Origin of the sequence: Planosporangium flavigriseum, from assembly GCF_011947225.1 — a bacterium.
Taxonomy (GTDB): Bacteria; Actinomycetota; Actinomycetes; order Mycobacteriales; family Micromonosporaceae; genus Planosporangium; species Planosporangium flavigriseum.
Window position 1 is genome coordinate 22,267 of sequence record NZ_JAATVW010000018.1, and the last position, 12,582, is coordinate 34,848.

15 protein-coding genes and 1 tRNA gene are annotated in these 12,582 nt (G+C 69.0%); 5 read left to right on the forward strand and 11 right to left on the reverse strand.

The annotated features are described in order from the left end of the window. The first annotated feature begins 315 nt into the window (after nucleotides 1–315). Entirely contained in the window at nucleotides 316–669 is a 354-nt protein-coding gene (locus tag HC028_RS21450) for an STAS domain-containing protein (RefSeq protein WP_168079188.1), read from the forward strand. On the opposite strand, the gene HC028_RS21455 is transcribed toward HC028_RS21450, so the two are convergent. The 4 genes from HC028_RS21455 to HC028_RS21470 all read right to left on the reverse strand — a co-directional run bounded on the left by HC028_RS21455 (nucleotide 666) and on the right by HC028_RS21470 (nucleotide 3,578). Beyond that, complete coding sequence (locus HC028_RS21455) at nucleotides 666–1,265, reverse strand: DedA family protein (protein WP_168079189.1); 600 nt, start codon at nucleotides 1,263–1,265, stop codon at nucleotides 666–668. The two genes, HC028_RS21450 and HC028_RS21455, sit on opposite strands and share 4 nt — an antisense overlap. Nucleotides 1,266–1,406: 141 nt before the next feature. Continuing rightward, nucleotides 1,407–2,507 carry a maleylacetate reductase gene (locus HC028_RS21460; protein ID WP_168079190.1) on the reverse strand — a complete coding sequence of 367 codons (1,101 nt, stop codon included), beginning with the start codon at nucleotides 2,505–2,507 and terminating at the stop codon, nucleotides 1,407–1,409. A 41-nt stretch (nucleotides 2,508–2,548) separates the two neighbouring features. Then, nucleotides 2,549–2,638: transfer RNA gene (locus HC028_RS21465), tRNA-Ser, on the reverse strand. 439 nt (nucleotides 2,639–3,077) lie between these two features. Continuing rightward, nucleotides 3,078–3,578, reverse strand: a complete 501-nt coding sequence (locus HC028_RS21470) for a hypothetical protein (protein ID WP_168079191.1) — start codon at nucleotides 3,576–3,578, stop codon at nucleotides 3,078–3,080. 176 nt (nucleotides 3,579–3,754) lie between these two features. Between HC028_RS21470 and HC028_RS21475 the strand changes: the two genes are divergently transcribed. After that, nucleotides 3,755–4,729, forward strand: a complete 975-nt coding sequence (locus HC028_RS21475) for an NAD(P)H-quinone oxidoreductase (RefSeq protein ID WP_168079192.1) — start codon at nucleotides 3,755–3,757, stop codon at nucleotides 4,727–4,729. On the opposite strand, the gene soxR is transcribed toward HC028_RS21475, so the two are convergent. Continuing rightward, nucleotides 4,707–5,147 (reverse strand): redox-sensitive transcriptional activator SoxR, encoded by a 441-nt coding sequence (soxR, locus tag HC028_RS21480; protein WP_203981555.1) that lies wholly within the window; start codon nucleotides 5,145–5,147, stop codon nucleotides 4,707–4,709. The two genes, HC028_RS21475 and soxR, sit on opposite strands and share 23 nt — an antisense overlap. Nucleotides 5,148–5,200: 53 nt before the next feature. Here soxR and HC028_RS21485 point away from each other — a divergent pair, with 53 nt between their 5' ends. Continuing rightward, nucleotides 5,201–5,374, forward strand: a complete 174-nt coding sequence (locus HC028_RS21485) for a hypothetical protein (RefSeq protein ID WP_168079194.1) — start codon at nucleotides 5,201–5,203, stop codon at nucleotides 5,372–5,374. On the opposite strand, the gene HC028_RS21490 is transcribed toward HC028_RS21485, so the two are convergent. The 3 genes from HC028_RS21490 to HC028_RS21500 all read right to left on the reverse strand — a co-directional run bounded on the left by HC028_RS21490 (nucleotide 5,343) and on the right by HC028_RS21500 (nucleotide 7,977). Continuing rightward, entirely contained in the window at nucleotides 5,343–6,314 is a 972-nt protein-coding gene (locus HC028_RS21490; protein WP_168079195.1) for a serine hydrolase, read from the reverse strand. The two genes, HC028_RS21485 and HC028_RS21490, sit on opposite strands and share 32 nt — an antisense overlap. Nucleotides 6,315–6,610: 296 nt before the next feature. Then, nucleotides 6,611–6,820 carry a BldC family transcriptional regulator gene (locus tag HC028_RS21495; protein ID WP_167923941.1) on the reverse strand — a complete coding sequence of 70 codons (210 nt, stop codon included), beginning with the start codon at nucleotides 6,818–6,820 and terminating at the stop codon, nucleotides 6,611–6,613. 317 nt (nucleotides 6,821–7,137) lie between these two features. Further along, nucleotides 7,138–7,977 carry a DUF8083 family protein gene (locus tag HC028_RS21500; RefSeq protein WP_168079196.1) on the reverse strand — a complete coding sequence of 280 codons (840 nt, stop codon included), beginning with the start codon at nucleotides 7,975–7,977 and terminating at the stop codon, nucleotides 7,138–7,140. Nucleotides 7,978–8,167: 190 nt separating this feature from the next. On the opposite strand from HC028_RS21500, the gene HC028_RS21505 reads away from it, so the two are divergent. Both HC028_RS21505 and HC028_RS21510 read left to right on the forward strand, forming a co-directional pair. Continuing rightward, a complete protein-coding gene (locus tag HC028_RS21505) occupies nucleotides 8,168–9,259 on the forward strand; it encodes a Glu/Leu/Phe/Val family dehydrogenase (RefSeq protein ID WP_168079197.1) in 1,092 nt (363 codons plus the stop codon). A gap of 283 nt (nucleotides 9,260–9,542) precedes the next feature. Beyond that, nucleotides 9,543–9,764 carry a DUF3073 domain-containing protein gene (locus HC028_RS21510; protein WP_168079198.1) on the forward strand — a complete coding sequence of 74 codons (222 nt, stop codon included), beginning with the start codon at nucleotides 9,543–9,545 and terminating at the stop codon, nucleotides 9,762–9,764. A 176-nt stretch (nucleotides 9,765–9,940) separates the two neighbouring features. Here HC028_RS21510 and amcA read toward each other — a convergent pair whose 3' ends face one another. The 3 genes from amcA to purM all read right to left on the reverse strand — a co-directional run bounded on the left by amcA (nucleotide 9,941) and on the right by purM (nucleotide 12,509). Then, nucleotides 9,941–10,138 carry a multiple cyclophane-containing RiPP AmcA gene (gene amcA / locus HC028_RS21515; protein ID WP_168079199.1) on the reverse strand — a complete coding sequence of 66 codons (198 nt, stop codon included), beginning with the start codon at nucleotides 10,136–10,138 and terminating at the stop codon, nucleotides 9,941–9,943. Next, nucleotides 10,122–11,213 carry a cyclophane-forming radical SAM peptide maturase AmcB gene (amcB, locus tag HC028_RS21520; RefSeq protein WP_168079261.1) on the reverse strand — a complete coding sequence of 364 codons (1,092 nt, stop codon included), beginning with the start codon at nucleotides 11,211–11,213 and terminating at the stop codon, nucleotides 10,122–10,124. Before amcB ends, amcA begins: the two co-directional genes overlap by 17 nt. 96 nt (nucleotides 11,214–11,309) lie before the next feature. Beyond that, nucleotides 11,310–12,509 carry a phosphoribosylformylglycinamidine cyclo-ligase gene (gene purM, locus HC028_RS21525; protein ID WP_168079200.1) on the reverse strand — a complete coding sequence of 400 codons (1,200 nt, stop codon included), beginning with the start codon at nucleotides 12,507–12,509 and terminating at the stop codon, nucleotides 11,310–11,312. Nucleotides 12,510–12,582 lie beyond the last annotated feature (73 nt).

Below are 12,582 nucleotides of genomic sequence, written 5' to 3' on the forward strand. Positions count from 1 at the left end.
TTGTCGGTAAGCCGGGGTCCGGGCCGAACCGTCCCGGCCGGATGACCGGCCAGCCGGGAGGCAGCGACATGACCGGCCGGGGGTGAAAGTCAGCCCAAAGGTCGTGCCGGTCCCGACCGCTGAGCTGTACCTCAACCCCAGGTCAGGCCGCAGGTAGCCACCTCGGCAGCGAAGGTCAACCGCACGCCAGGCCGAGGTCGACATCTGCCCGATGACCGTGCCCGAAGATGCGAGGACAGGCCTGCGCGCACTCACTACCGTTGCTGACAGTGACACATCGGGTGCACTGCGGCAGATGGGACAGAACGGGTGCTAGTGGCGAGCAAGCTTCCGCAGGCTGACACGTTCTCGTTGAATGTCAGCCGCGACAGCGACGGCGTTGTCCGCCTGACCGTGTCCGGCGAACTCGACATCTACGCCGCGCCGCGGCTGCGCGAAGCCATCCAGGGAGCCCTGGCCGAGCCGGGTACCAGCGACCTGACGGTGGACTTCGCGAACGTCGACTACATCGACTGCACCGGCGTATCGGCGCTGATCACGGGTCGGCGGCTGGCGCGGGAGCGCGGTACCCGCTTCGGCGTAGTCAACCCCCACGGCCAGGTGCTACGCGTGTTCACCGTGCTGCGCCTCGACCACGTACTCCTGTCCGACCTGCAGCACTGCGCCTAACGGGCGGCAAGCCTGCGCCGCGCGACGAACAGGGTCAGCCAGCCGAAGGTGAGCCCGATCGCGATCGTGACGAGAAATGCGAACGATTGCCCGGGCAGGAGGCCGCCAAGCTGCTTTGAGATCAGACCGAGGGCCACGTACAGGCCCGCCCACAACGCCGACCCGAGCGCGGAGTAGCGCGCGAAGCGGTGGTACGGCATGCGCAGGCCCCCGGCGGCCAGCGGTACCAGCGTGTTGAGCACCGGCAGGAACGGCGCGACGACGATAACCCGGCCGCCACGGTCCAACGCCCGCTCCGCCGCTTCCCAACGCGCCTCGCCGATCCACGTACCCAGTCGGCCCCGGCGGATCCGCTCACCGAACAGCCGGCCGGTGGCGAAGGTCAACGACCAACCGGCCAGGCACCCGCCGACCACCCACAACAGCGCACCGGCGGCGGCAAACGGCTTGCTCACCCCGACCGCGGCGAGGACCGCGACGTCGCCCGGGACCGCGATACCAATGACCGGGATCGCGTCGAGCATCATGACCAGGGCGAGCGCCACGTTGAGCATCGCCGTCGGCAACCCCTGCAGTTGCCCTAACCAGTGCGCCATGCCTAAGACGCTATGCCTGTATGCACATATGGCGCATCGGGACTAAGTCCTGATCGAATCCCCCAGTCAACCCTGAGACCGAGTAGGGGTAGGAAGCGCTGAGGATCACCGCAGGTTGGTACTGCCACCCGCGGCCGGGCCTCAGGGACGGGTACCGATGAACGCGGCGCGCAGGAGGTGCACGAGTTCGGCTTCAACAGCCGGGCGCGGGTTGGCCACGGTCGAAGCGGCGACGACCGCGGCGACGTCGTCGATCGCGTCCGATGCCAGCCCCAGGTCGGCCAGCGAGGTCGGCGCGCCCACCTTGGTGGCCAGGTCGAACAGGACCTGACCGACGTCACCAGGGGCGTCGACGCGCAACGCCCGTGCCGCCCGGGTGAACGCCTCCGGCGCGGCGGCGGCGTTGAACGCGGCTACCTGAGGCAGTAGCGCGCTGTGCACACCGGCGTGCGGCAGCCCGTACGTGCCGCCGAGCACGTGGGCGAGTTTGTGGTGCAGGCCCATCGTGGTGCCGCCCAGTGCCCACCCTGCGAGCCACGCACCGAACAGCGCCTGCGATCGCGCATCACGATCATCGGGCTGCGCCACGACCACCGGCAACGCCTCGGCGAGGGTCCGGAGCGCCTCCTCGGCGACCGTGGTCAGCAGCGGAGTGGCGTCGGGCGCGTACAACGCCTCGAGAGCGTGCGCGAGGGCGTTCAGGCCGCTGGCACCTGAGAGCGGTGGCGGCAGCGAGACGGTGAGGGCGGGGTCGTAGAGCACCGTGCGCGGCAGTACGCGCGGGTCCCGGCCGGTGGTCTTGCCCTGCGAATCGGTCAGCCCCCAGATCGGGGTCATCTCGCTGCCGGCGTAGGTCGTCGGTACCGCCAGGATCGGCAGCCCGGTCCGCAGGGCGATCGCCTTGGCCAGCCCGGTCGCCGAGCCGCCACCCACGGCGAGGAGCACGTCGGCGCCTGACCGGCTCGCCCGGCGCGTCGCCTCGTCCGCCAGGTCGGTCGGCACGTGCTGGGCAACGTCGCGCAGCCGCCCGGCCAGGTCCGCACCCAGGTGCGCCGCCACGACGCCGGCCGCCTCATCCTCGTGCGGGCCGGCGATCAGCAGCGCCCGCCGGCCGAGCGCCGCCGCTTCCCGTCCGACCTGGTGGAGTGAGCCGGCCCCGAAGACCACCCGCACCGGGCGGTCTTCGAGCACGGGCGCGTCGTAGGTGAAGTCCTCGCGCCAGCCCGCTTCGGGCAGTCTCATGGCATCTCCCGGCAGGCCGAGCGGCCTGAGGTGCGGTAGAGCGGAGGGCGTGGGATTCGAACCCACGAGGACGGGGATACCGCCCTAGCGGTTTTCAAGACCGCCGCCATCGGCCACTAGGCGAGCCCTCCTGCGCTGCGGTTTCATCCGGACCATGATCCGATTCTTCGGTTTCCGCCCGTGACTGGTCCGCAGCCGTGCCTAGTGTGCCATCCCCTCGGTCGACGCCCAAGGCCGGCTCGATCCGCACGCCTATGATCTGCCGTTGCCCGCCGGCAGAAATCCGGATACCACTGATTAGCGATGGTCCGTCCGCCTCTGACTAGTACCTGCCGTGACCAGCGGCTTCGAGGTGAGCTTCCTATGGGATGAGCCACCCGTGACAGATCGCACGGAATCACGTAATCATTTCCCGATGCGAATTCTTCGACTGACTGCAATCGCTGTGGCTGTGACGGCAGCGGTCCTCGTGGATCCGCACACGGCTTCTTCCGCCCCCGGCCGGGGGGCCGTCATGCCACCCCTGTCGCCCAGCTCCGGGCCGCGGACGACAAGCATCACCGCCACGTACTACCTGACCAAGCCAAAGGACCAGCAGAACGCCGGCGGGTGCGGGACGGTCGCGTTCAGCTGGGAACGCCAGGGCACGAGGGAGAGCCGGAGCCTTGAGTCGAAACCGGCCAACCCCACCGGCGGGGCCGGGAACGGGTACTGCGTCGCGACTCTGACCTTCGCACCGCCGGCCGGATTGGACACCCCGGGCGGGTACACAGTTCGGGGCACGAGCGGCGAGAGCAGCGCCTCAGCGATCTTCATCGTCACCGGCGACAGCTCGCCCGCGCCCGCACCCGCACCGGTGCCGCCCGCGCCGGGCGCCATTCCGGCGGCGGTTGCCAGCGCACCGTCGGCCAGCGCGCGCCCCAGCCAGTCGGCGACGAGTTCCTCTGCACGGCCGAGCGCGGCCGCATCGACGAGCGCCCAGCCGCTGCCGAGCGAGGAGCCGAGCGTCGCCGGGAACCCGATGATCGTGAACGGGGCCCTTAAGCCCCCGTCCGGTGGCTCCATCGTCATGATCATCGCCGTGGTTGTCGGGGCACTGACGGTCGTCGGCGCCGGGCTCCTCATCGGCATGGTGGTCCGCAACCGTCCCGACGCGGAGGAGATCTCCGCAGACACCCTCACCGCGGAGTCATGATCTACGCCCCTGTGGGGTGCGACCCTCGGAGAACCGACTAACGTCAACACATGTGTACGCGGTGACAATCACTGAGCCGGGCGGCCCCGAGGTCCTGCAGTGGACCGAGGTGCCGGATCCCGAGCCGCAGCCGGGCGAGGTCCTGATCAACGTGACCGCCACCGCGGTCAATCGTGCGGACGTGATGCAGCGCCAGGGCGTCTACCCGCCACCGCCAGGGGCACCGCCGTACCCCGGCCTGGAGTGCTCCGGCGTCATCGAGCGGATCACCGAGGGCGTCGAAGGCTGGCAGCCGGGCGACGAGGTGTGCGCGCTGCTCGGCGGTGGAGGGTACGCGCAGAAGGTCGCCGTCCCGGCCAGTCAGGTCCTGCCGAAGCCCCGTAACGTGAGCCTCGACGAGGCGGCTTCGCTGCCCGAGGTCTCCTGCACGGTCTGGTCCAACGTCACCCAGCTGGCGAGACTCCGTGACGGCGAGACGTTCCTGGTGCACGGCGGCGGTAGCGGCATCGGCACCTTCGCCGTCCAGTACGCGAAGGCGATCGGCGCGACGGTCGCCACGACGGCCCGTGCCGCCAAGCACGACAAGCTCAAGGAGCTCGGCGCCGACGTCACCATCGACTACTCGACGCAGGACTTCTCCGAGCTGCTGAAGAACCAGGTCGACGTCATCCTCGACATCATGGGCGGCCCCTACCTGCAGGGCAACGTACGGGCGTTGGCTACCAGCGGACGGATGACCGTGATCGCCACTCAGGGTGGCCGTAAGGGCGAGCTGGACCTGGGCGTACTGCTCGCGAAGCGGGGCCTGGTAGCCGCCACCACGCTGCGGGCGCGGCCGCTGAAGGAGAAGGCCGCGATCGTCCGGGGCGTACGCGAGGAGGTCTGGCCGCTGGTCGAAGAGGGCCGGATCCGCCCGATCGTCTACACGAAGCTGCCGATGAACCAGGCCGCCGAGGCGCACCGGTTGCTGGAGTCGAGCGAGCACTTCGGCAAGATCCTGCTGGTCAACCCCGACGCAACAGCCTGACCGGCCCCGACCCCTGCGCCGCCAGCTCGTCGTTCCGGTTGTAGAGCCCACAGGTCTTCAGCGACAGGCAGCCGCAGCCGATGCAGCCGTCGAGCTGGTCGCGCAGTCGTTGCATGAGCGCGATCTGCTCGTCGAGCCGGCCGCGCCACGCTCGCGACAGCCGAGCCCAGTCGGCCCTGGTGGGGGTACGCCCGGCCGGGAGATCAGCCAGCGCCGCCCCGATCTCCTCCAGCGGCACGCCGACCTGCGCCGCGATCCGGATGAACGCCACCCGGCGCAGCGTGGCCCGTTCGTACCGGCGCTGGTTTCCGCCCGTACGCGTGGCCCAGATGAGACCGAGCTTCTCGTAGTACCGCAGAGCGGAGGGCGCGACGCCGCTGCGCGCCGACAGTTCGCCGATCGTCAGCAGTTCCTGCATCACAGCCCCTGCTAGTTGAAGTTAACTTCAACTAGCAGTCTAGGTACCTGACCTTGACAACTACGCGTCGCCCGGCCGCGCTGATGACGGCGCCGCAGAGACTCACCGGGGACGAGAAGCACGCACCCGCCGAGTACTCCACCTCGACATGGCACGGCCTCGATCAGGCGGCGCTCCGGCAGAGGATCGCCGCGTTCATCGACGGGGTGCCGGACCCGGCACGGTGACGTCGGCGGGCGTCTTCGCACCGAACGCCGTCGCGATGATGTCGCTGACCGTGTGCACGCCGGTATCCAGCGTGGCACCGGGCGGCTGGTCAAACATGATCACCACGGCGTACTCGGCGCCGGGACCGGCGAAGCCCACGCTGTGGGTGACCCAGTGCTTGGCCTGGTCGTCGGTCTCCAACGACCAGCCGTTCGTGACGCCGGGCCGGTTGGGGTCGCCGGCCGCCCACGCTCCCCAACGCTGACTCGTGCCGGCCCGGCGCATCGCGGCCATCAGGTAGTCGCGGTCTGTCGGGTCGGCACGGTCGAGCACGAAGCCGATGAGGTGCAACAGGTCGTCGGGGGCGCACTTGAGGTGGTTCCACCGGCGGACCGCGCCGGCCGGGAACTCCAACTTCGCCATGCCGTACTGCTGCTGGAACCACGGCACGAAGGCCTCGTTGCCGAACTTGTCCCACAGCACGTCGGCGGCCGCGTCGGACGAGCCTTCCAGCATGTCGGCGATGTTCTTGCGGGCCGCGCTGTCCAACTTGATCTCGCCGTTGCGGGCGCGTTCGAGCAGGTTGACCGCCATCGCGAGCTTGATGGTCGACGCCGCCCAGGCGGGGCGGTCGAGCTCGCCGGCTCGCCACTCGGCGCCCGTCCGGCGATCCCGGACGATGACCGCGAGATGACCGTTGGCCTTCTTGACCAGCTCGCCCGCTGCCCGGAACCGCTGCTGCGCGACGAGATCGGCGGGGGCCGGAGTGGCGGCGGCCCGGACCGCGCCGGCGTCCGGCGGGCCGTTGGCCACAGCCGCACCCCCGGAGGGTTGAACAACGGGCGGCGGCGACTCCGCGATCGCGGGCGACTCATAGGTGCGCACGTACTTCACCGCAACCACCGCCGAGACGGTGAGGACCAGGGCCCCGGCCGTGATCAATAGTGGATTGCGGCGCATGTCAGCGCGGTCTTCCGGATCCGCGTAGCGGCTTGTCCGTTACCTCGGTCTCCACACCGACCGGCCTCTCGGTCGACACGACGCGACGCGCATCGATTCGAAGCGCGCCTCTAGGCCATCAAGGTAACAGTTAGAAAGGTTGTCCGCCGCCGCCAGCGGCCAACCGGAGCGGACCGCGGCCGCCAAACCGCACCGTCCCGCCCGGAATCAAGAACAGACCATGATCGGGGTGGCGAAACGACTGCGGCTGCAGCCATCCCGCCACCTCGATCATGGCCAGGTGCGTCGGTGTTGCGTCAGTCGCCCACCCGCTGCGAGGGGATCTGCCCCTGCAGCAGAGCACGTACTTCCGACTCACGGTAACGACGGTGGCCACCCAAAGTGCGGATCGCACTCAGTTTGCCCGCCTTCGCCCACCGGGTCACGGTCTTCGGGTCGACGCGGAACATCGACGCGACCTCCGCCGGTGTCAACAGCGGCTCGGGTTCGTGCGTACGCGATGCCATCGGTCACTCCTCCACAGGTCCCAGATACGACGACCGGTGTCCCCGCCGGCCGGCGCGTTTCTCATGGTCCGGCTAGTCCCCGATGTCCGACATGGGCCGAACGGTTGAAGGTCGCTGTATGGATGGATGATGAATCAGCTGTTTTTTGCCCTTTTGAAGGGATCCTACGGCATAAATCGGGCGTTTAGCTACCCCAAATAGCCCTCAAAACGCGAAAAACGCTCGCGTTCGGCGACCCCCAAAATTCACTCATTAGATAAAAAGCACCCAAACGGACAGTCCATATGCTACAGGCGGCGTCCACCGTCGGCCCGACATCAATTGCAGCGTTCCAACAGCTGAACGGCGCGCCACCGCTCCACAAGTCGCTCATACGCCGAGGTGGCGGAGTCTGCCTCGCCCCGCCCGACGGCCGCGAGACCCGCCGCCACGAGGCCCGGCGAGTCGTCCTCGGTGAGGGTTTCGTCGGATAGCAGATTGACAAGGCCCCCGTAGTCCAACTCGACCACGGAGCGTGGATGGAACTCCTCCAGCCACCGAGCGGTCTCCTCCACGGCGGCCGTGATCGGCGCGTCCCCGAGCGAGCGGCGCAGCACCGAGTGCGCCCGATGGGCCCGCCGGCGGGCCTTGGAGATCTCCGTTCGGTACCGCAGCGCCCGCCGCTCGGGGCGCAGCGTCAGTTCCCGCTCGGACAGGTCGACGAACACGAACCAGCGAAGGGGTACACCCCACGTGGCGACCTGCTCGTGCACCCGCGGCAGGCCCCGTTCGAGCACCCGAGAACCGCTGCGCCAGTCTTCGAGCACGCTCTTGGCGAGCCCGGCGAAGAGCGGAGGCACGAACGCGTCGGCGAGGATGCTGGGCACGCCGTCCCGGGCCGTCAGCGCGGCCTCCGCCACCCGGATCCGCAGATTCCAGGGGCAGATGAGCAGATTCTCGTCGGCCTCGAGGACGTAGGCCTCGTCGGGCAACTCCGGCAGCCGGGTCCAGCCCGCGCCGAGCGCTTCCAGCACGGTCGTCCGTTGGCGTCCGGGCCCCTCAGCGGGCGCTATCGCGCGCCCCTCCTTGACGTAGCGGCGCCAGTACACCTGCCGTTCGCGGTCGAACGCGGTCAGTGGCTCATACACCCGAAGGTAGGACGCGAACAGTGAACGCACGTCGCGATCGTGCCACGTTTGGGCTTCTCGGTGCACTTTCCTGTCGGCAGAAGTCATCGATTCGGCGACCGGTCCGCATAGCGGACGGTTCTTCGACGATCGACGCGCGTCCCGGCTCGGAGCACTAGGCTCAGCCTTGCCGGCAGCACCCCGCCGGTAGTGCAGTGCCCCGGCCCCACAAGGAGTTCCCATGGGCGTGTTCACCAGCGCGGAAGGCTACGAGCCGACCGGCCACGAACAGGTCGTGTTCTGCCAAGATCGGCAGAGCGGCCTCCGCGCGATCATCGCGATCTACTCCACCGCCATCGGACCCGCGCTCGGTGGCACCCGCTTCTACCCGTACGCCAGTGAATCCGACGCCGTCCGCGACGCGCTCGACCTGTCCCGCGGGATGGCGTACAAGAACGCCCTCGCCGGTCTCGACCTGGGCGGCGGCAAGGCGGTGATCTGGGGCGACCCCGACCGCGACAAGTCCGAGCCTCTGCTGCGGGCGTACGGGCGGTTCGTGGAGTCGCTCGGCGGGCGCTACTACACCGCCTGCGACGTCGGCACCTATGTACAGGACATGGACGTCATCGCGCGGGAGACCCGGTTCGTGACCGGGCGCTCCGAGGCCCACGGCGGCGCCGGTGACTCCTCTGTTCTCACCGCGTACGGCGTGTTCCAGGGCATGCGCGCGGCGGCCGAGCACCGATGGGGCGCGCCTTCCCTGAATGGCAGGCGGGTCGGTATCGCCGGCCTGGGCAAGGTGGGCAAGCACCTGACCCGGCACCTGCTCGAAGACGGCGCCCAGGTGGTGGCCACCGACGTGTCCGAGCGCGCCTTCGACTGGGCGCGAGCCGCGTACCCGCAGGTCGACCTCGTCAGCGATGTGACCGAGCTGATCACGTCCGACATCGACGTGTACGCGCCGTGCGCGCTGGGCGGTGCCCTCAACGACGACACCGTCCCGGTACTCCGGGCCGCGATCGTGTCCGGAGCGGCCAACAACCAGCTCGCGCACCCCGGCATCGAGAAGCTGCTCGACGAGCGCGGCATCCTCTACGCCCCCGACTACGTGGTCAACTCCGGCGGGGTGATCCAGGTGGCCGACGAGATCGAGGGCTTCAACTTCGAACGGGCCAAATCGCGCGCGAGCAAGATCTACGACACCACCCGGCAGATCCTGGAGCTCGCCAACCACGAGGGTGTGCCGCCGGCGGTGGCGGCCGACCGGCTGGCCGAGCGCCGGATGGCGGACGTCGGCCGGCTGCGCACGATCCGGCTGCCCCGCGAGCGCTGACCTCTCGGCACCCCATGATCACGGAGCGTTGGTGTCGTCGTAACGACCTTGACACTCCGTGATCGTGAGAAGAGTATCGATAAGCCCGCTCCGGTGACGACCATGGGCCGCGACCAGGCCTTACGGATTTCCCCGGTCAGGTGTGCAAAGCCACCGGCACGTCGGGGAGGGCGAGATGCCGAAACCGCTTGTCGACATGTACCGTAAGAGCCACGAGAGATGCCTGACGTGTGGGGCTCGCCGGTAACGGCTGCCCCGTAATTTCGTGCGAGGGGGTCGAGCCATGGGGCGCGGCCGTGCTAAGGCCAAGCAGACGAGGGTGGCCCGGGAGTTGAAGTACCACTCCCCGAACACAGACCTCGCCGCGTTGCAGCGGGAACTGGGTGGCAGCAGCCGGAAGTCTGACGACGACTTCGACGAGTACGGCGAGTACGTCGAAGACGACGAGGACGAGGGCGAAGACGACGAGGACGAGGCGGGATACTCGCCTCCAGGTCGTCACTGACCTCTCGAACACATCGGGCACGTGGACTTGATCCGCGTGCCACGTTCTGTCCGGGTCGCTTGACGCCGATCATCTCCGGGAGCCGCCTCCTGCGTGCGGCAGTTCCTGGAGCCGTCCGGCGCGCCTGGACCGCATAGCCGATCACCGGCGTATGCGGCTCCAGGCGGCAACCTGGATCACCGGGGACGGTTGTTCCAGTTGTAGAACGTCGGAATGTTCTCGAAGTGGTTCCAGGCGCAGACCGCGCCTTCAGCGTCGCCACCAGGGAGTTCCGCGCGTGCTACGCGGGCCGCGTAGGCGTCGGCCAGCAGGCGCTCAAGCCCGTCTGCGGCCGCGCGCACCCGATCGGTGACCGGGTCAGTGAGCTCGGGCATGGTCGAGCACTCCCTCCAGTAAGTGAATCTTGCTGTTGCGGCAGTGGTTGGTCTCCGTACCGTCGAAGCGGCCGTGCTCGAAGTACCGGTTGGCGGCGTGGGCGCCCCCGCAGAAGCCGAAGTAGGGGCAGCTCTCGCGGCACGCCTCGATCCCGGCGAGGTACTCGGGCACCCAGACCGCGGACTCCGCCGCCGCGCCGAGAATCTCGTGAAGCGGCGTCGTCAGCACGTTCCCGCTGCTGAAGTCGCTGTAGCGGGGATCGGTGAAGCCGGCGAGCTCCGGCGAGAGCAGGAACACCCGGCCGTCGTTGGCGATGGTCGGGATCGGATCGAGCGCCCTGGGCAGCAGTTCGTCAGCCGATGCGGCCAGGACCGCCTCGACGTACCGCAGCGTCCACTCGATCTCCCGGACATGGATGCGGGGCTCGGCCCGCCACGCCTCCACCAACTCCGCCCAGAAGGCCCGGACAGGATCGGCTCCGAAGTCGTTGGACCGGGAGTTGACGCCCTCCTGCTCCTCGATGTTGATGCCGAGCACGTCACAACCGAGGTCGAGAAAGTACCCGTAGAGCTCCCTGGCCAGCCCGGCGCGGGGCGCGGAGACGACGCAGAGGGCGGAGAACCCTATGCCGTGGCGGCGCAGCGCGTCCACGCCGCGCCGGATCCGCTCGTAGGCCGGAGCGCCGCCACGGGTGACCCGGGCGGCGTTCCGCTCCGCCGGCCCGTCGACGCTGATGCTCACCCGTACGTCGTGCGTACGGAAGAACTCGCACCAGGCGTCGTCGACGAGCGTCGCGTTCGTCTGTATGTGGTGTTCCACGCCGACGAACGGCGCCATCAGCTCGGCGAGGTGCGCCCGTCCGGCCACGAGCGGCTCCCCGCCGTGCCACACCACCGAGAACCGGGTATCCGCCGCGGCCCATGGGTTGACCGACTCCGCGACGGCCCGCGCCACCTCGACCGGCATTCGCCGGTCGAGGGCGCGGTGTGGCAGGTAGCAATATGTGCAATCGAGATTGCACAACGTGGTCGGCTGTATGACGACGTACCCGGGGATCGGGGCGATGCCGTGCATGCCGGTCCACAAACTGACCTCCTCAGGCTGGCGCCGCGGGAAGGTTCAGCGTATTCGGTGTTGTAGCCGGGTTCTAGATTCCAATCGATGCGAACGTCAGCCGCTGGTGTGCGAGCCGACCATCTGCACGGTGCCGGTACCCTCGATGACCTCTCCGACCTGCCAGGAATCGATCCCGCGGCCGGCAAGGAAGGCGAGGGCGCGGTCGGCGTCCTCCGGCGCGACGACCGCCAGCATGCCGATCCCCATGTTGAACGTGCTCTCCATCTCCATGTCGTCGATGCGCCCCTTGGTGCGCACCAGCTCGAAGATGGGCTGCGGGCGCCACGTGGCGCGGTCGACGACCGCGTCGACGTGGTCGGGCAGCACCCGGGCCAGGTTGCCGGGGATGCCGCCACCGGTCACGTGGGCAAGAGCGTGCACGTCGCACTCGGTGATCAGGTCCAGGCAGTCCCGCGCGTAGATCCTGGTCGGGGTCAGCAGCTCCTCGCCGAGCGTGCGCTGCTTGCCGAACTCGTCCACCACGCTGTCCAGGCGCATCCGGCCGGCGCCCAGGAGGACGTGGCGCACCAGCGAGTAGCCGTTGGAGTGCAGGCCGGAGGAGCGCATCGCGATCACGACGTCGCCGACCTCGACCCGGTCGCGGCCCAGGATCTGGTCCTCCTCGACCACGCCGACGCCGGTGCCGGAGATGTCGTACTCGTCCGGTCGCATCACGCCGGGGTGCTCGGCCGTCTCGCCGCCCAGCAGCGAGCAGCCGGCGTACCGGCAGCCGTCCGCGATGCCCGCGCCGATCTCGGCGACCCGCTCGGGCACGACCTCGCCGCAGGCGATGTAGTCGAGCAGGAACAGCGGCTCCGCGCCGCACGCGACGAGATCGTCGACGACCATCGCGACGAGGTCGATGCCGACCGTGTCGTGGATGTCCATCTGCTGGGCGATGACCAGCTTGGTGCCGACGCCGTCCGTGGAGGAGGCGAGGATCGGGTTGCGGTACTTCTTCACGTCCAGGCGGAACAGCCCGGCGAACCCGCCGATGTCGCCGACCACCTCGGGCCGCCAGGTGCGGTGCACCTTGCCCTTCAGCAGCTCAACCGCCTGCTCGCCGGCGTGGATCGAGACCCCCGCGTCGGCGTAGGTGACCGTGCGCCGGCGGCGGCCGTTGCTACCTGCCGACCACAACTGCTTGTCGGCCTTCTTACCCTGCTCGGTCTGTTCGGTGGTCTGCGCGTTGTCCGCGGCTCCAGGTGCGCCGTTGGCGTTCGCGTTGTTCGTGCGCTCAGTCACGTGCGTCACTTTCTCCCCATATGCGTCGCGGCTGCTGCCGCGATGACCGCCGGATCGATCAGCTCGAACCCGCCGGAAAACC